General features: G+C 33.9%; 15 protein-coding genes. 7 read left to right on the forward strand and 8 right to left on the reverse strand.

What is annotated here, in order from left to right; translation table 11 throughout:
• Positions 1-161: 161 nt before the first annotated feature.
• The 5 genes from MJQ71_RS09105 to MJQ71_RS09125 all read left to right on the forward strand — a co-directional run bounded on the left by MJQ71_RS09105 (position 162) and on the right by MJQ71_RS09125 (position 5,425).
• Positions 162-1,142: a GSCFA domain-containing protein gene (locus MJQ71_RS09105; protein WP_238806265.1), complete on the forward strand. Its 981-nt coding sequence runs from the start codon at positions 162-164 to the stop codon at positions 1,140-1,142.
• Between the two features lie 104 nt (positions 1,143-1,246).
• Entirely contained in the window at positions 1,247-1,966 is a 720-nt protein-coding gene (locus MJQ71_RS09110) for a YqjF family protein (RefSeq protein ID WP_238806266.1), read from the forward strand.
• Positions 1,967-2,026: 60 nt separating this feature from the next.
• Positions 2,027-3,130, forward strand: a complete 1,104-nt coding sequence (locus tag MJQ71_RS09115; protein WP_238806267.1) for an Mrp/NBP35 family ATP-binding protein — start codon at positions 2,027-2,029, stop codon at positions 3,128-3,130.
• 127 nt (positions 3,131-3,257) lie between these two features.
• Entirely contained in the window at positions 3,258-3,506 is a 249-nt protein-coding gene (locus tag MJQ71_RS09120) for a NifU family protein (protein ID WP_238806420.1), read from the forward strand.
• Between the two features lie 149 nt (positions 3,507-3,655).
• Positions 3,656-5,425: a D-alanine--D-alanine ligase family protein gene (locus MJQ71_RS09125; RefSeq protein ID WP_238806268.1), complete on the forward strand. Its 1,770-nt coding sequence runs from the start codon at positions 3,656-3,658 to the stop codon at positions 5,423-5,425.
• A 77-nt stretch (positions 5,426-5,502) separates the two neighbouring features.
• Here the strand turns inward: MJQ71_RS09125 and MJQ71_RS09130 are convergent, their stop codons facing one another.
• Positions 5,503-6,849, reverse strand: a complete 1,347-nt coding sequence (locus MJQ71_RS09130; RefSeq protein ID WP_238806269.1) for a tetratricopeptide repeat protein — start codon at positions 6,847-6,849, stop codon at positions 5,503-5,505.
• 284 nt (positions 6,850-7,133) lie between these two features.
• Between MJQ71_RS09130 and MJQ71_RS09135 the strand changes: the two genes are divergently transcribed.
• Positions 7,134-7,742, forward strand: coding sequence for an OmpA family protein (locus tag MJQ71_RS09135; RefSeq protein ID WP_238806270.1), 609 nt, complete (start codon positions 7,134-7,136; stop codon positions 7,740-7,742).
• A 50-nt stretch (positions 7,743-7,792) separates the two neighbouring features.
• Here the strand turns inward: MJQ71_RS09135 and MJQ71_RS09140 are convergent, their stop codons facing one another.
• From MJQ71_RS09140 to argS, 3 genes are read right to left on the reverse strand one after another with little or no spacing between them, the layout of a single operon-like run.
• Entirely contained in the window at positions 7,793-8,671 is an 879-nt protein-coding gene (locus MJQ71_RS09140; RefSeq protein WP_238806271.1) for a 1,4-dihydroxy-2-naphthoate polyprenyltransferase, read from the reverse strand.
• Between the two features lie 59 nt (positions 8,672-8,730).
• A complete protein-coding gene (locus MJQ71_RS09145) occupies positions 8,731-9,339 on the reverse strand; it encodes a glutathione peroxidase (protein WP_238806272.1) in 609 nt (202 codons plus the stop codon).
• A gap of 12 nt (positions 9,340-9,351) precedes the next feature.
• Positions 9,352-11,127 carry an arginine--tRNA ligase gene (gene argS / locus MJQ71_RS09150; protein WP_238806273.1) on the reverse strand — a complete coding sequence of 592 codons (1,776 nt, stop codon included), beginning with the start codon at positions 11,125-11,127 and terminating at the stop codon, positions 9,352-9,354.
• 166 nt (positions 11,128-11,293) lie between these two features.
• Here argS and MJQ71_RS09155 point away from each other — a divergent pair, with 166 nt between their 5' ends.
• Entirely contained in the window at positions 11,294-12,757 is a 1,464-nt protein-coding gene (locus MJQ71_RS09155; protein ID WP_238806274.1) for a hypothetical protein, read from the forward strand.
• Between the two features lie 45 nt (positions 12,758-12,802).
• Here MJQ71_RS09155 and MJQ71_RS09160 read toward each other — a convergent pair whose 3' ends face one another.
• From MJQ71_RS09160 to pckA, 4 genes are all read right to left on the reverse strand, one after another.
• Positions 12,803-14,644 carry a M56 family metallopeptidase gene (locus MJQ71_RS09160; RefSeq protein WP_238806275.1) on the reverse strand — a complete coding sequence of 614 codons (1,842 nt, stop codon included), beginning with the start codon at positions 14,642-14,644 and terminating at the stop codon, positions 12,803-12,805.
• Between the two features lie 64 nt (positions 14,645-14,708).
• Positions 14,709-15,086, reverse strand: coding sequence for a BlaI/MecI/CopY family transcriptional regulator (locus MJQ71_RS09165; RefSeq protein WP_238806276.1), 378 nt, complete (start codon positions 15,084-15,086; stop codon positions 14,709-14,711).
• Positions 15,087-15,276: 190 nt separating this feature from the next.
• Positions 15,277-15,810, reverse strand: coding sequence for a photosynthetic reaction center cytochrome c subunit family protein (locus MJQ71_RS09170; protein ID WP_238806277.1), 534 nt, complete (start codon positions 15,808-15,810; stop codon positions 15,277-15,279).
• A 191-nt stretch (positions 15,811-16,001) separates the two neighbouring features.
• On the reverse strand, positions 16,002-17,585 hold the full coding sequence (gene pckA / locus MJQ71_RS09175; protein ID WP_238806278.1) for a phosphoenolpyruvate carboxykinase (ATP): 1,584 nt from the start codon (positions 17,583-17,585) through the stop codon (positions 16,002-16,004).
• Between the last annotated feature and the right edge of the window lie 16 nt (positions 17,586-17,601).

The following is a 17,601-nucleotide window of genomic DNA, read 5'->3' on the forward strand; positions in this document are numbered from 1 at the left end:
TTTTTATTATAATTTACTTCTTTTGAATTTGTCATTAAAGTTAAAAAAAACTTTTTTTTGCGAAATAACTTGCATCATTCCAAGCTAAGATTTACTTTCGCAAGCTATTGATTATCAAGTACTTAATAGCTCCTATAAACTAACCCCTAAAAAGAAATAAAATGGATTTTCGTACTGAGATTGAAGTAGCTCCAGCTCACTTCAAAATCAGCACTGACTCGAAAATTATGACAGTCGGCTCGTGTTTTTCCGAAGTCATTGGGAGTCAGCTAACTGATAACAAACTGCAATGCCTCTGTAACCCGTACGGGACAGTTTTTAATCCCTCTTCGATTTTCAAATTGGTGAGTCACAGCCTACAAAATCAGCCAGTTTTTAAGCATTTAATGCTCGAACACGAAGGAATTTGGCAACATTATGATTTTCATTCAAAATTCTATGCTCACTCAAAGGAGGAACTAGAAAAAGAATTAAACCAAACCCATAATAAAGTTAATCAATTTTTACGAAAAGCAAATTTTTTGGTCATTACACTTGGCACTTCAATTGTATATCAACTCAAGGAAAACAGCCAAATTGTATCCAATTGTCATAAAACACCTGCATCAAATTTCAAAAAAGAGATGCTGACCGTCAAAGAAATTTTATTACGTTTTCGACCTATGTATGAGGCATTGAAAATGCAAAACAATAAAATAAAAATCCTTTTGACAGTCAGTCCAGTACGTCACACCCGTGAAACTTTACAGCTCAATTCAGTCAGTAAAAGTATTCTTCGTACGGCTTGCTATCATTTAGAGCAAGATTTCAACGACGTTCATTATTTTCCTAGTTATGAAATCATGTTGGACGATTTACGTGATTATCGATTTTATAAACCTGATTTAATTCATCCCAACGAGCAAGCCGAACAATATATTTTTGAAAAATTTGGAGAAACATATTTCACCGAAGACTTAAATGTTTTTTTGAAAGAGTGGAATAAAGTAAAAATGTCGCTCAACCACCGTCCTGTTCAAATTGACACGCCAGCTCACCAAAAATTCTTGAATGATTTATTAAGAAAACTAGATGGTTTTAGTACAAAAATCGACGTTTCAAGTGAAATCGAATTTGTTCGTTCTCAACTAGTTGCCGCCTAAATCATTGCATTAAAAATGTAAAAACTGACGAATTGATGCGAATATTTGCATTGATTCGTCAGTTTTTACATTACTTTATCAACAAAATTTTAATTCCCTCTAAAATGTCTGGTAAAACTTTCCTTAAAGCTCAATGGAGTAATCTGGTGATGGCAAACTATGAAATTTCGCCTGAAATTTTAAAAAAATATTTACCTTATAAAACCGAATTGGATACTTGGAACAACCGATGCTACGTAAGTTTGGTTGGTTTTCAATTTCTCGAAACTAAGGTTTTGGGTATAAAATTTCCTTTTCATACCAATTTTGATGAAGTAAATTTACGTTTTTATGTTCGATATAAAGACAATGGTCAGTGGAAACGAGGTGTAGTTTTTATCAAAGAAATTGTTCCTAAATTTATGATAACCCTAGTTGCGAATACACTTTATAACGAAAAATATGCTACACACCCATGCAAACACCATATTCAGAAAACTGATGGTGAACTGTTTGTAAAATATTTATGGAAATCAAAATCTGGTTGGAACCACATACAAGTTAGTGCAGATTCGGGCATTTTACCGATTGAAAAAGGCAGCGAAGAAGAATTTATTACCGAACATTATTGGGGTTATGCTGGTTTTTCTGCTCAAAAAACCAATGAATACCAAGTTGAGCATCCAAGATGGAACATACACCCTGTAAAAAACTACCATATCTTATGTAATTTTAAGGAACTTTATGGCGACGATTTCGCTTTTTTAAAAGGTACTCAACCCACATCGGTTCTACTCGCCGAAGGCTCAGAAGTGTCAGTTTTCAAAGGACAAACCATCGTTTGAAAGTCCAATTAAAAATCATAAAATTAGATCTGAATAATCAGATTAATGAAAGTCTAAATAATGGGAGAACTAACAATCACCAAAGAAAAAATACTTCAAGCCCTCAGTACTGTTGAGGAGCCAGATTTAAAAAAAGACCTCGTTACCCTCAATATGATTCGTGATATTGAAGTTGGAGTCAATCAAGTTTCATTTACAGTTGTTTTAACAACCCCAGCTTGTCCGTTAAAGGAGCTTATCAAGAAAAACTGTACAGACGCCATCCATCAGCACCTCAATCCTGATGTAAAAGTAACGGTCAATATGACTGCCGATGTTACATCTATTCGTAATAATGCTCCTGTTTTAGCAGGTGTAAAAAATATTATTGCCATTTCATCGGGTAAAGGTGGCGTTGGTAAATCAACAGTAACCGTTAATTTGGCAATGGCTCTCAAAAAATCTGGAGCTAAAGTTGGTATCATTGATGCAGATATTTCGGGGCCATCTATTCCAATTATGTTTGGTGCTGAAAACATGCAACCACTCATTACTCAAAAAGACGGTAAAAACATGATTACTCCAATCATGCAATACGGTATCAAAATGATTTCGATAGGCTTTCTGACTCCTGCTGATAGTGCAGTTGTATGGCGTGGGCCAATGGCAAGTCAAGCATTACGTCAGTTCTTTGGTGATGTAGATTGGGGCGATTTAGATTATATTTTAATAGATTTACCACCTGGCACAAGTGATATTCATTTAACATTGGTACAAACAGTACCATTAACGGGTGCAGTTGTGGTAACTACGCCACAAAAAGTGGCATTAGCTGACGTCACAAAAGGAATTTCGATGTTTCGTCAACAGCAAATCAATGTTCCGATTCTAGGAATTGTTGAAAATATGGCTTACTTCACACCTGCCGAACTTCCAGACAATAAATATTATTTATTTGGAAAAGATGGTGGAAAAGAAATGGCCGAAAGATTAAATGTGCCACTTTTAGGACAAATTCCTATTGTACAAAGCATCAGAGAAGGTGGAGATGATGGAAGACCAGTGATGATGGATGATGAACCAATTGTTAGTGAAGCTTTCAAAAATGCGGCCGAAGCTCTCGCTCGACAAGTGGCTATCCGAAATGCCTCAGGCGAAAAAACAGTTAGAGTTGAAGTGCGATAAGTACAATTTTCAAGAAATATGGCTTTTTTCATTAAATTTAAAAGCTATCTTTCAAAAAAAATACAAATGCAGAACTTTTCTGACTTTTTATTAATTTACAAATATATCTTTGCTGAAAAAGGCTTTAATGGAAAATTTAATAGAAAAAGTAGAAACAGCTTTAAATAGCGTTAGACCTTACTTACAAACCGATGGCGGAAATGTAAGAGTTGTAGAAATAACCGAAGACTTCACGGTAATGCTTGAACTGCTGGGAGCTTGTGGTACTTGCCCAATGTCATCTATGACGTTCAAAGCAGGTCTAGAAGAAGCTATTTTAAAAGCCGTACCTGAAATCAAAAAAGTTGAAGCTATAAACTTAGTTCCTGCATTCTAGGTACTAAAATATGCTTTTATTGATAATTTAAGCTTAAAAATTCAAGCCACTTGTTTTTGCAAGTGGCTTTTTTATTATCTTGCAATCGGAATCAGAATCTTGAAATATTAGACTTTTTTTGCAGTAAAAACTGCACATAAAATTAAATAATGGCAAATAAAATCAGAGTCGGTGTTTTCTTCGGTGGACAAGCACGTGAAAGAGAAATCTCGTATTTAGGCGGAAAAACTGCCTTCGAACATATAGACAAAGGAATTTTTGAGCCAATTCCTATTTTTGTCGATAGTTTAGGGCATTTCATTCAGATAAATCCAGAACTACTTTACGAAGAATCAATTCGTGATTTTTTCCCTTCAAAAAATCTTAACCGTGGTTTTAGGGTTTATATCGAATCACTTGGTGAATTGAACGAAACCCAACTTTATAAATTAATTTATAAAGTTGGTAAGCAAATTCAACCAGCCGATTTCTCTCAAATAATGGATTTTGCATTTACCATTATGCACGGCCCTCAAGCCGAAGATGGTGCGATTCAAGGTTTATTGGAATGGTACGGAATTCCATATATGGGGCCAGGTCTAATGGGTTCGTCGGTTGGTATTGACAAGCCGATGCAAAATAAACTTATTTCGCTAGTAACGGGGCAAAAAAAGAAGATGATTACTTTCACTCGTGAAGAGTGGCAAGTAGCCGACCGCTCAAAAATGTTTACCGATTTAATTAACAATATTGGGTTTCCATTTGTGGTAAAAGCTCCACATCAAGGCTCGTCGATTGGTGTGGCAATTGTAAGAAAAAGAAGCTTAGATGAGTTTACAAAAGCCATTCAACAATGTTTTTTTGAAACTACTTTCTTGAAAAAAGAATGGGAAAAAATGACCGACCGTCAGAAAAGACATTTAATGGAAAAAACATCCAATCTTGATGAAGGTATCGGATTTCCACTCACCGTTAACGGAAAAACCTTACACCATCCAATTGAATTAATGGAAGAATTGGATGCACAATTATTTACATTAGAGTCTGTAACAGCCATTTCAGCAAATGCAGAAGACCATGTGATGATTGAAGAGTTTGTGGTTGGACAAGAATTTTCTTGTGGTGTTATTCAGCATGACGATGGCACGGCAGTTGCCTTACCTCCAACCGAAATTTATGGCGAAATTCAAACATTTGACTTTAAATCAAAATACAAATCAAACGTTACCAAGAAAAGAATTCCAGTAGAAACAAGTCTTGAAAATTTGCATAAAATCCACGAAAGTTTACTCAAAACTTTCAATAATTTAGGATTTAGTGTAGTAACCCGAATTGATGGATTTCTTACACCTGATAGTCGTGTGTTATTACATGACCCTAATACATTGCCTGGAATGTCGCCTTCGTCTTTGATTTTCAAGCAAATGGCAGAAATAGGCTTGACGGTTACACAATCAATTACGTATTTTATTCGTCAATCTGTTCGAGAACGCATCAGAAGCGGCAAAAATACGGTTGCACTCCGTCATTTACTTGAAAAAATTGATAGTTTAATCGAAGAACGTGTAACCGCTAGTAGAAAAAAAGTAGCTATTATTTTTGGTGAAACTGACGATGAATATAAAATGGCTCAGAAAAAAATGGGCGAATATTCATCTTCACCAATTTATGAAGCTGTGCCAATTTGTGCTGCTAGAAATGGACAAATGTACAAAATTCCAGTAAACTTGATGTTTAAAGCTGATATTCAAGATTTCGGACAGAATATTGGAAAACCGAAACATCCATTTATTGCTGAAATAATGAGAAAAGCTGAAAAAATAACCGAAAAGTACGCAGGAAGTTTTGATTGGCAAGTAAGAAAAATCTCTGAATCTGATTTAGCAGAAAGTGTTCAATTCATTTTTCAATGTGATTCAGAAACTTTATTAGAATTGTGAGAACGCACTATTAACATTTTATAAAACAAAAAAACTCCGCCTTCCGACGGAGTTTTTTTATAAATATCATTCTACTATTAGTTACAATATTCACGGATAACATTATAAGCGGCAGAATAGCCTAACTCACCTGCACGGCTTAGGTCATAGCATCCTGCATTTTCATCGCCTAAAGCATGTTTGATAATTCCTCTTACATAATATGCTTCGCCGTATTTAGGATTCAATTTGATAGCATTTGAACAATCTTGCAAAGCTTCTTTTTGTAATCCCATTGACGAACGCACTAAACCACGAGAGAAATAAGCTTCAGCATAAGTTGGATTCAATTCGATTGATTTATTCAAATCTGAAATCGCTCCTTTTCCGTCGCCAGTTTTAAATTTAGAAATTCCACGGCTATAAAAAGCCTCAGAACGGTCATCAGAAAACTCATTGATTCTGCTTCTTTCTTGAACAACATTGCGTAATTCATCCAAAGTATTTTTAGTCATACGACCAGTATAATACACTTTAGAGTCAATATTAACATTATTAACTTCGATAGCTTTTGTTAAATCGTTAACTGCATCACGTTGACTTCCTAATTTACTATTACAAAATCCTCTTCCATAATAAGCACGAACATTTTGCGGGTCAAGCTGAATCGCCTTATCATAATCGTTCATTGCACCACGGAAATCTTCAATTTTTGTTTTTGCAAAACCACGGTTAAAATACGACTCACTATCTTCTGGATTAAGTTTTACAGCTTCATCAAAATCTTTAATTGAACCAGTAAAATCATTAATTTTTAAACGGCTAAAACCTCTACTAGCAAATGATTGTGAACGTTTTGGATTCATATCAATGGCTTTAGTAAAATCTACAATACTACCTTGAAAATCATCTAAACGTGATTTACACGCACCACGAGAAAAATAAGCTTGGTATTTTTTGTCATCTTCAGTATTCAAATCAACAACTTTCGTAAAATCTTGAATCGCACGACGATAATCTAATAATTTAGCTCTTGTCATTCCACGGTACAAATACGCAAGTGCATCTTCTGGATTTAATTCAATGGTACGATTGTAATCCTGTAAAGCCGAACGATGATCATCTTGGTCGCTTTTGCTTTTTCCACGGTACAAATAAGCCAAAGCATTTTTTGAATCTAAATCAATTGTACGGTCAAAATCCAAAATCGCACCACGATGGTCTTTCAATTGTTGTTTGGCTAAACCACGGTTATAATAACTGGTTGAGTTTTCGGGGTTCATTGCAATCGCAGTACTATATGCTTGCGAAGCTCCGATATAATCACCTGCTTTACTTTTATTAACACCAATATCAAAGAATTCAGAAGCAGTTTGTTGAGCCTGTGTTTGTAGTGAACAAATGGTTAAGCAAAGTGCAAAAAAAGGGTAAAATACTTTTCTCATAAGTTTTTAGATAATTTAGATTCATGCGTTTACATGAAATTACTTGAATATTGCTTTGGAAGAAAAAAACGTTCATTTTTTATTTAGCAAAGATAAATTTTATGCCTGTGTACTCAATACTTTTTACCAAAAAGTTTTTACTAAAATATTAATTATGATACCGTTTGATAATTTTTTAACCAAATAGCTTGCCAATTACATTTTTTTTTTGCCAATTTTACACATTAATTATTTTGCTTTCAGCAAAGTTATTTACTTACGTTGCTTATAAACCTTCTTGTCGTATGAAATTATTGCGTCTATTCGCAGGGATTGCCATTTTAATGGCTCTGCTTGTTTCTTGTAATTCATCAAAAAAAATTACCAAAAACGAAAAAAATAATCGTAAAAAAAATCCTGCTGCTGCTGAAGCTGCCGTTAAAATAGGAAAAATGCTCGACCAATTGGCCACCGATTTGATTGGAGCGACTGCCAATAAAGCCGAAATCGTTCGTACTGCCGATGGTATTAATATTACTTTTCAACCTGATTTTTATTTTGAGTCTAGCTCTGAAAGTTTAACTGTAGATGCCAAATCTACTTTAGATGATATTTCGAGTGTTCTTAACCAATATCCGTACACCGAAATTTTTATTGAAGGTCACGCAGACAGTAGCGGAAATCAATTAAATAATAAAAAACTGTCCGAATTGAGGGCAAAAACGGTAGCGTTATACTTCAAAAGTCATGGAGTTGTTGCTGAAAGATTGGCTATTGCTGGCTATGGGGCAACTCGCCCAGTTGAGACCAACTCAACTCCAGAAGGACGCAGAAAAAATAGAAGAGTGGTAGTTAAAATACGAGCAAATGAAATGAAATTTTTGGAAAGCTTGAAACAAAAAAACATTAAATAAAACATTTTTCCACAAAAGAAATTGAAGCAAATTTCTTTTGTGGATGTAGATTAAAATAACTGAGTTACTCCAAAAACGATTACAAAAACTAATGTTGAAAGGGCCATTTGTTTAAGCATCGGGTCAGGATTTGGCAAACGAGAAACTTTAAATCCATTCATTAAAAACAAAGGAAAACATATCATATATTGAAATTTGTATTCACCTTGTAAAATACTAAAAACCAGTATACTACTCATTCCTAAAATGAGTAAAATCCAATGATAAGCAACTGCACTTTGTCTACCTAACCGTGCTGGAATAGTCTTTTTGCCTGCACGTGTGTCAGATTCAATATCTCTTATATTATTAATATTTAAAACTCCTGTTGCAAAAAATCCACAACTCAAAGCAGGCAAAACATTCATCCAATCGAATGTTTTAGTGAATAAATAATTACTTCCCAAAACCCCAACTAATCCAAAAAATATCAAAACTGAAATATCTCCTAAACCTGCATATCCATAAGGTTTTTTCCCTGCAGTATAGGTATATGCTGCAAGCATTGACAACAATCCAAGTGCAAAAAAGCCTAAAAATTCATTTTTTGAGGCATCTTTAAAAGAAAAATACAACAATGAAATGCCAAATAACAAACAAAGTATTGCCAAGAAAATAATGCCATTTAACATTTGTTTAGGTGTAATTGCACCTGATTGTACCGCACGTTCTGGGCCAACTCTTCCAGCCAAATCAGCTCCATTTTGGGTATCGCCATAGTCATTGGCAAAATTAGAAAGTATTTGTAAGGCAATAGTGGTTAAACAGCATAAAGCAAATATCAACCAATCGAATTTGGCAACAGATGCCGCCAAAAAACTACCCATAAAAATACTCGCCAACGCTAATGGAAGCGTACGTGGGCGAGCTGCGGAAAGCCAATGCTTCATAATTTCAATGATAAAATAGGTGAATGATGGTAAAATATATTACCATCATTCAAAATAGATTATAAGCCGACTGCATTCAAAAATTCAGGAGAATTTGGTTTTACACCTGAAGCAAAAAAGTGACTCACTTCACCTTTTTCATTAATAACATATTTACAAAAATTCCAAGTTGGAGCTTTGTCATTCCAACCATTTAAATCTTTGTTAGTCAACCATTTATATAAAGGATGTTGGTCATTTCCTACAACACTTACTTTTTCAAGCATTTGAAATGTAACACCATAGTTTTTTTGACAAAAAGTAGCAATTTCTTTGTTACTTCCTGGTTCTTGTCCACCAAAATTATTAGCAGGAAAACCTAAAACTACAACTTTATCGCCATGTTCTTTATGAAATTTTTGCCAATCCGCATATTGTGGCGTATAACCACATTCGGAAGCAGTATTTAAAACCACTACTTTTTTGCCTTTATATTTAGCAAAATCAATTTCATCTTTACCATCTAAAGATTTCAATTTAAAATCATAAAAAGAGCCTTTTCCCATAATTCTAGCTGGTTTTACTAATACCATTTTCTTGTTAGAAAATAAATGTTTGATAATACGAAAACTCATAAGACTAGTCGCTGCTAAAATGGAAATAGTTGTAAAAACAATAATTTTTTTCATCTGTTGTAATGTTTACATACGAGTTGGAACCTTTACACCTAATAACTCCATTGCTTTGCTAATTGTTCCAGCAACAGCCTTAATTAATGATAGCCTAAATTGTTGTTTTTCAGAATCAGTTTCATTCATAATTGAAACCTCAGCATAAAATTGATTGAAGGTTTTGGCTAAATCATAAACATAATTGGCAATAACAGCTGGTGAATAATCATCTCCTGCTTTTTTAACCGCTACTGGATATTCATTCAAAATATAAATTAATTCAGATTCAGGTTTCAATAAATCTACAGCTTTAACTTGCTTATTTACAGGCACTTGAATCGATTCTGCTTTACGCAAAATTGAACAAATACGAGCGTGAGTATATTGAATGAAAGGCCCAGTATTTCCTTGAAAATCAATTGATTCCGCAGGATTGAACAACATTCGTTTCTTTGGTTCTACTTTAAGTAAAAAATATTTTAATGCACCTAAAGCTAACATTTGAAACAGATTTTCGGCTTCTTCTTTGCTAAAGTCATCAATTTTACCACGTTCACGGGTTGTTTCAGCGGCAGTTTCAATCATTTCAGCAACCAATTCATCGGCATCAACCACCGTTCCTTCACGAGATTTCATTTTCCCAGAAGGCAAATCAACCATTCCGTAGCTTAAATGATAGCAGCCATCAGCATAGGCACGTCCAAGACGTTTCATGATAGCAAATAGCACTTGAAAATGATAATCTTGTTCGTTTCCTACTACCCAAATTGATTTGTCATTGTGATAATCATTAAATTTCAAGTCCGTTGTACCTAAATCTTGCGTGATATAAACAGAAGTCCCATCAGCACGCAAAACCAATTTTTCGTCCAATCCTTCTTCTTTTAAATCAATCCAAACGCTACCATTTTCTTTCTTGAAGAAAATACCATTGGCTAAACCTTCATCTACCACATCTTTTCCAAGCAAATACGTGTTTGATTCGTAATAAACTTTATCGAATGAAACACCAATTTTTTGATACGTTTCGGCAAATCCAGCAAAAACCCAATCATTCATTTTTCGCCATAAAGCCATCGTTTCTTCATCACCTTGCTCCCATTTTTGCAACATTTCTTGGGTTTCAAGCATCAATGGAGCTATTTTTTTTGCTTCTTCTTCAGTTTTTCCTTCAGTTATTAATTGAGAGATTTCGGCCTTATATGCTTTGTCAAATTCTACATAAAACTTGCCTGCTAAATGGTCACCTTTAATACCTAAAGACTCTGGCGTTGCACCATTACCAAATTTTTGATATGCCAACATTGACTTGCAAATATGCACTCCACGGTCGTTCACCAAGCAAGTTTTAGTTACGTCAAATCCTCCTGCTTGAAGAATATTTGAAACGGCAGCTCCTAAAAAATTATTACGTAAATGTCCCAAATGGAGCGGTTTATTGGTATTTGGCGAAGAAAACTCAACCATCACTGATTTTCCGTTTGCTGGCAAAGTACCAAAATTATCGTTTGCTAAAATGGCATTTAAAGTATCAATCCAAACTGAATCATTCAATACAATATTCAAAAAGCCTTGCACAACGTTAAATCCATTGACAAAATCATTTTTTTCTTGCAAATATTGTCCAATCGCATTTCCTATTTCGGCAGGATTTTTTCGCAATGATTTTACCAAAGGAAAAACTACATACGTATAATTCCCTTCAAAATCCTTTTTAGTTGGTTGTAAAACAACTTCCTCATCAACTTGATACAATGCCAAAAGTGCTTCTTGAATGGCTTTTTTTAATGATAATTCGATATTCATTTGGTCAGATATTGGTCAATCGTTTTTGTAAATTAACTTTTTGATTTACACTCTATTCGTTTGAAAACTAAACTGCAAAAGTACGGTTTTTTAAGAGAAAAGCCGCCAATAATTTGGAAATAAGACATTACTAAAGCTAACTTTACAAGGCTCAACCTTATTTATGATGAAAAAATATATACTTTCGCTCATATTCTGTTTTCTATATATTCGGCTCATCGCACAACGACTTAATTCAACAGCTGAGTCGATTTTGACGGCAGCACGCCTTTCAACCACAAATCTTAACCCCAAAAGTCATATCAAACAAGGTGGACAACCGACAACAGAAGAGTTCATTTTTAGGCCTATTCAGCAAAGTAATATTATTCCAGTTGGTGCAAGCGGAACAATCATGTCGGATTTGAATTCAGACGAAAAGTTTACTTTTCTACGAACGGAAGGATACGATAAAAATGTAAAAAATATTTGGAAAAATGAGTTCAAGATTGAGTCAAAATATGATTTCATTGGCGAACAAACTGATTCTGTTTTCCATTATGCTCTGTTTAACCGTTTTTTACCAAAAAACAAAACGGTTCTCCTCCGAACATCAATCAAAACTGGTATTCAAGAAAAAATAGAAGGTTCTTTACCCGAAGGTATCAAAATGTTTACTTTTCGTGTGGTAAATGAAGATTGTTTTATTGCTTGTAAATACAAAGAACGCCCCGTTGTAATGGTATTTCATGTGAAAGACGGAACGGTTAAAGTATTACCAAATTTGCTCAACAAAAATGCTCAATTTTTGTCACTTTATGCTGATAATGAAAGCTTTACGGTTATTTTGAAGCAACAAAAAGGCGGAAACCTTCTCATAAAAAAATACTCAAAAGAAGGTAATCAACTTAATAGTTATACTATTTTGAATGATAAAAAGCAATTCAACGAAGCAAAGACTATCAGGATTGGTGATAAATTATTTGTCATTGGCACTTACACAACTGGACTTTCCTTCCGTGTGAGAGGTTTATATGCTGCTTGCTTAGATGAAAACTTTTCTCCTGAAAAAGTTAAATATACCGAATTTTCAGCATTCACAAATTTGTTAAATAAAAATCAAAAAACACCTCCTTATGCGATTGTTCATCAATTAAAACAAGTTGATAATGGACTAATGTGTGTCTTTGATTTCTTCGATGCAGCAATTTCTAACCAAGAATATACTGGTAAAATTAAATATGATTACAGCATGGTTTGCAAACTCGACTATGAAGCAAATTTTGTATGGAACTCGGTCATTGTTTTAGATGGTCTAACCAATTTTATTAATACACTACGTTTACGCACCCAAACTTCAAATAAAATTGATATTTTAGAATCAAACGTAAAACCTGCTATGCGTTTTTTAGTGACTAAAAATCGAATTATGGGTGCTTGTCAATTTGGAAATGTAATCTATACAAACCTGCTTGATACAAATACTGGTGAAATTGTAGCTAAAGGCGTTTATGAAGAATTAGGTAATGAACAAATTACAGGTTTTTTGCCTTGGTTTGACGAAAATTTCTTGGTTTGGGGGCGAGAAAGGAAAAATTTATTGGCTCGTCCGACGCTTTATATGAGAAAGATTAAGATTCTTGAACAGTAAAAAAGTGTTCATAAAAATTAGTTTATGAACACTTTTTCTATAAAATTATTCTTTAACCCAAATATCAATCCAACCATCGAAACCGTCTTTTAGTACTTTTTCTTCGTATTCATTCAAAGATGTTTTGCGAGATTTTATATCGTTGATTTTCACAACATTTACTTGCAAAATACGGTCGGCTGAAAATTCGTTAGCTGTTTTTGCATCAATAATTTGACGATTATTTCCAACTTTCAAAGTATAAAGCTGTTTCCCTTTTATGGTAAAACTTGGTTCATCTTTTAGTTGCGAAGCCTTTTTTGATGTTACTATGATCACACCATTTTTCCCTTTTTCACCATAAATTGCTGTTGCAGTAGCATCTTTTAAAACTGAAATGGACTCAATATTTTCAGGTTTTAATTGTTTAATTTCGCCATTATTCACTATTACGCCATCAATTATCCATAATGCGTCATTTTTTTCTTGAACCTTAATATTAATCGGATTTTCGGCTGCTTTGCTAACAGGAATTGAAGAATTTGACAAATCATCTTTTGGCGTGTCTCCATTTTTTGTTTCATTCGCTAAAATAAAATTAACAGGAAGTGTAAAAAACACATTGACAGGTTTGCCATTTTGCTTGCCTACATTCCACTTAGGCAAAATACTAATGATTCTTACAACTTCTTCATCACAACCAAATCCAATTCCTTTCAAAACCTTAACATCAGAAGTTGAACCATCTTTTCGAACCACAAATCTGACAAAAACTTTGCCTTGAATACTTTTATTTCTTGCTTCAGTTGGATACCTTAAATTTTGTCCAATAAATTTGAATAATTCGGTATTCCCGCCAGGAAATGTAGGATTTTCCTCCACCATCGTAAATACTTCTTCTTGAGTATTTGATTTTAATCCAACAATAACGGTTTCTTCCAAACGAGTTGTATTTTGAGATTCAACGATGTTTGTATCTGCATTTATGCTTAATATTTTTGAGGTTGTCAATTCCAGAACAGGCATTTTTGCTGACGTTTCAATGATACTTTCAACTTTTTTAATACTTTGGTGTCGAGCAATACTTGCCGATGCAATCACGAGCATCAAGGCAAATAATGGAGCAGTAAAGCCATATTTTAATAAGGCTATTTTGCGTGAACGTGGTTTTTGAAGCATTTCGATTCTGCGTTTTAAGGTTGAATGATTAATAAATTGATTGGTGAGTTGGTGTGGATTTAGACCAAATTGCTGTGAAAAAAGTAGCATTGCATAATCTGCCTTCGTTGGTTCTAATCGGCTAGCAATGTCATCGGCAATAAATTCATGGATATTTTTGACTGATTTTTTGTAGAAATAAACAATCGGATTGAACCAAGAAAGTACAGCAATCAGCTCAAAAAGCATCACATCGGCCGAATGTAACTGCCGAATATGTACAAACTCATGTTCCAAAACTACTTCTCGCTTTTGTAAATCTTTATCCACGAAAACAAAATTAAAAAACGAAAAACCTACTCCTTGCTCTTGATGAGCGTGTGTATTATCTAAAAGTTTTTTCAATTGTAAAAGATTAAATACTAGCTTTATAGCTAAAAAAGTAGTGCATAAAATGTAGTTTATTTTCAATAAATCATACCAAGTAATCGGATTTTGAGAACTTGGTCGCACCTCAAAAACTGTCGGACTCAAAACGGAATAAAAAACTTCATTGATTTGTTGAGTAAAGAAGAGCGATTGAATATAATCAGAATACCAAAATGGAATACCGAAACTCAATACCGCTGAACCAACCAAATAAGCTCGATTAAGTGTATAAAAAGTTTCGTTGTATAACAGCAAACGATAAAAGCCATAAAACAGCACCAAGTATAAATTGACTTGAACGAGATAATGTAGTAAATTCATTTCTCAGACCCGCAATTGGGTAGTTTAATAAATGATTATCAAATATTTATTCTTATTGAAATCTCTACGATTTTGATTCTTTCATTTTATCAATCATCTTCAAAATTTCGTCGGCTTCTTTCACATCAATTTTCTTTTCTCGCACAAAAAAAGAAAACATTTCTTCGACTGAATTTTCAAAGTAACTTTCCATTAGTTTGCCTGTTGCAAAGGATTTATATTGTTCTTTACTCACCAAAGAAAAATATTGATGCGTCTTTCCATAAGCTTTATGTCCAATAAATCCTTTTTGTTCAAGAATTCGGACAATCGTTGAAACAGTATTATAAGCAGGTCGAGGTTCTGGAAAATGTTCAAGAATATCTTTCACAAATGCGGGTTCTTTTTCCCATAATATTTGCATGACTTCTTCTTCTGCTCTGGTTAAATCTCTTAATTCCATTTTTAGTGGTATTTAATTTCGTTTCAAATGTATAACTAAATATTTAGTTTCAAAACTATTTTTATAGTTTTTTTTCAATACTATTAATTTCTTGATAAAAAAACATAAAAAAACGTGATAAATTCGCTTTGACGAACTTATCACGTTGTGGATTTAACACTAATATTTCTTAATGAATTACCTAGAAATTTTAATTTTTTGGCGTATTTGGCTGTCCGCCACCTTCTGGGCGAGGGCGTGGTCCTTGTGGACGTGGGCCATCGTGCGGTGGTTCTTTCATTTCGTTGTGACACGAGATACAACCCATCGTAACAGGCTGGCGAAAACCTTTCATTTGCGATAATAAATCACGGTTGAGGCGGTCATTCATCACAATCATTTCACGGGTACGAAGGTGATTACGGCTTTTTTCTGATGCCCAGTTGTTCATCTCATGGCAAAATTTACAGGTTACACCCAGAGCGTGTCCCCAATTATTCATAATACTTAATAATTGTTCGGTAGATTTTCCTTTCAAAGATTTGATATTTTTAAAAACAGAATCGGCAGGCAAACTTTCTTTACCTTTCAATGAATCCTTTAGAAATGATAGATACTTTTCTCGGTCAAGCATTAAAGTATCTTTTAAAACCACAGAAGCTGGCTGATTACTTGTCTGATTATTCATCGAAATAAATGAAGTGATACCGATGAATACAAACAAAATTGGTACAAAAATTTTCATAGATTTTGGTTGTTTTTATTATTAAATAGAAGAATGATGCAATATATAGAAATCAATAAATAAACACAAAAAAAGCCCCACTATTAGTAGGGCGTTTTAAACATAGATTCTAAGCAAAATTAAAACCTATTCAACCTTAATACTTAATTATTAAACCTATTAAAAACAAAGACAAAAATTCATCTTCAAAACTAAATTGGGCTTCCAGCTAAGATTTCATTATCTGCAAAATCAGCATATTTAACAAAATTTTGTTGAAACATCTCTGCCAATTTTTTCGCCGTAGTGTCATAAGCGTCTTTGTTTGCCCAAGTGTTTTTTGGATTCAAAATATCAGCAACAACATAAGGGCAATTTTCAGGAATCAACATTCCAAAAATTGGGTGCCTCGTGAAACTTACTTTATTCAAATCACCATTCAAAGCAGCGGTAATCATTGCCCTCGTATTTGCTAATTTCATTCGTGTACCAACTCCGTAGCTTCCACCTGTCATTCCAGTATTTATAAGCCAAACATTTACTTTATTGTGATGAATTTTTTCACCTAACAATGAAGCATATTTTGTTGGATGTAATGGCAAAAATGCCGCTCCAAAACAAGCTGAAAATGTTGCTTGTGGTTCTTTTACACCCATTTCAGTACCAGCAACTTTTGACGTATAGCCAGAAATAAAATGGTACATTGCTTGTCCAACTGTTAGCTTTGATATTGGAGGTAAAACCCCAAAAGCGTCATAAGTTAGAAAGAAAATATTTTTTGGAATTCCTCCTATTGATGGCTCAACCGCATTCGGAATATAATGAATTGGATAAGCGGTTCGTGTATTTTCAGTAACTGAATTATTATGGTAATCTACTTCACGCGTTCCTTCATAAAAACGGGTGTTTTCAACGATTGACCCATAGCGTATTGCATCAAAAATTTCGGGTTCTTTTTCTTTACTTAAATCAATGACTTTAGCGTAACATCCTCCTTCAAAATTAAACACACCAGTTTCTGACCAACCATGTTCATCATCACCAATGAGTCCACGATTTGGGTCAGCAGAAAGCGTTGTTTTTCCTGTTCCAGACAAACCAAAAAATATTGCGGTATCATTTGAACTACCAATATTTGCCGAACAATGCATTGAAAGTACGTCGTTTTCTTGCGGAAGTAAATAATTTAAAACCGTAAAAATCCCCTTTTTCATTTCACCCGCATACCCAGTTCCGCCAATTAATAATATTCGACGAGTAAGGTCAACGATGGTAAAATTAGCTTGTCTAGTACCATCAATATCTGGATCAGCTTCAAATTCGGGTACACAAATAATTGTAAAATCTGAGTTAAAATGCACTAAATCGTCTTCTGAAGGACGAATAAACATATTATTACAAAACAAATTATGCCAAGCTTGGGTATTAATAATATCAAGACTCAATCGGTATTGAGAATTAGCTCCTGCAAATGCTTGACGTACATAAATTCGTTTGTTTTCAATAAAAGCAAGCATTTTTGCCAAAAGGGCATCAAACTTTTCGGGTGAAAACTTAAAATTTACATCGCCCCACCAAACTGTATTTTCAGTTTTTTCGTCACAAACCAAAAATTTATCTTTTGGCGAACGTCCTGTAAATTTTCCTGTATCGCACATCAAAGCACCAGTGTCAGTCAAAACTCCTTCTCCATTTTGAAGTGCTGCCTCAATTAGCTCTGCTGGACTAAGATTATAAAATATTTCTTTGGCTTTGATAGACAATTTCGTTGGTGCAATGTCAGTTAAAAGTTCCATTGAATTAGTTAGTTTT

The organism is Emticicia aquatica (genome assembly GCF_923079645.1).
In the GTDB taxonomy this organism is placed as follows: domain Bacteria; phylum Bacteroidota; class Bacteroidia; order Cytophagales; family Spirosomataceae; genus Emticicia; species Emticicia aquatica.

Excerpts from the sequence above, each read along its gene's own strand:
- MJQ71_RS09105 (WP_238806265.1), top strand. The coding sequence starts at position 162 with ATGGATTTTCGTACTGAGATTGAAGTAGCTCCAGCTCACTTCAAAATC.
- MJQ71_RS09110 (WP_238806266.1), top strand. The coding sequence starts at position 1,247 with ATGTCTGGTAAAACTTTCCTTAAAGCTCAATGGAGTAATCTGGTGATG.
- MJQ71_RS09115 (WP_238806267.1), top strand. The coding sequence starts at position 2,027 with ATGGGAGAACTAACAATCACCAAAGAAAAAATACTTCAAGCCCTCAGT.
- MJQ71_RS09120 (WP_238806420.1), top strand. The coding sequence starts at position 3,258 with ATGGAAAATTTAATAGAAAAAGTAGAAACAGCTTTAAATAGCGTTAGA.
- MJQ71_RS09125 (WP_238806268.1), top strand. The coding sequence starts at position 3,656 with ATGGCAAATAAAATCAGAGTCGGTGTTTTCTTCGGTGGACAAGCACGT.
- MJQ71_RS09130 (WP_238806269.1), bottom strand. The coding sequence starts at position 6,849 with ATGAGAAAAGTATTTTACCCTTTTTTTGCACTTTGCTTAACCATTTGT.
- MJQ71_RS09135 (WP_238806270.1), top strand. The coding sequence starts at position 7,134 with ATGAAATTATTGCGTCTATTCGCAGGGATTGCCATTTTAATGGCTCTG.
- MJQ71_RS09140 (WP_238806271.1), bottom strand. The coding sequence starts at position 8,671 with ATGAAGCATTGGCTTTCCGCAGCTCGCCCACGTACGCTTCCATTAGCG.
- MJQ71_RS09145 (WP_238806272.1), bottom strand. The coding sequence starts at position 9,339 with ATGAAAAAAATTATTGTTTTTACAACTATTTCCATTTTAGCAGCGACT.
- argS (WP_238806273.1), bottom strand. The coding sequence starts at position 11,127 with ATGAATATCGAATTATCATTAAAAAAAGCCATTCAAGAAGCACTTTTG.
- MJQ71_RS09155 (WP_238806274.1), top strand. The coding sequence starts at position 11,294 with ATGAAAAAATATATACTTTCGCTCATATTCTGTTTTCTATATATTCGG.
- MJQ71_RS09160 (WP_238806275.1), bottom strand. The coding sequence starts at position 14,644 with ATGAATTTACTACATTATCTCGTTCAAGTCAATTTATACTTGGTGCTG.
- MJQ71_RS09165 (WP_238806276.1), bottom strand. The coding sequence starts at position 15,086 with ATGGAATTAAGAGATTTAACCAGAGCAGAAGAAGAAGTCATGCAAATA.
- MJQ71_RS09170 (WP_238806277.1), bottom strand. The coding sequence starts at position 15,810 with ATGAAAATTTTTGTACCAATTTTGTTTGTATTCATCGGTATCACTTCA.
- pckA (WP_238806278.1), bottom strand. The coding sequence starts at position 17,585 with ATGGAACTTTTAACTGACATTGCACCAACGAAATTGTCTATCAAAGCC.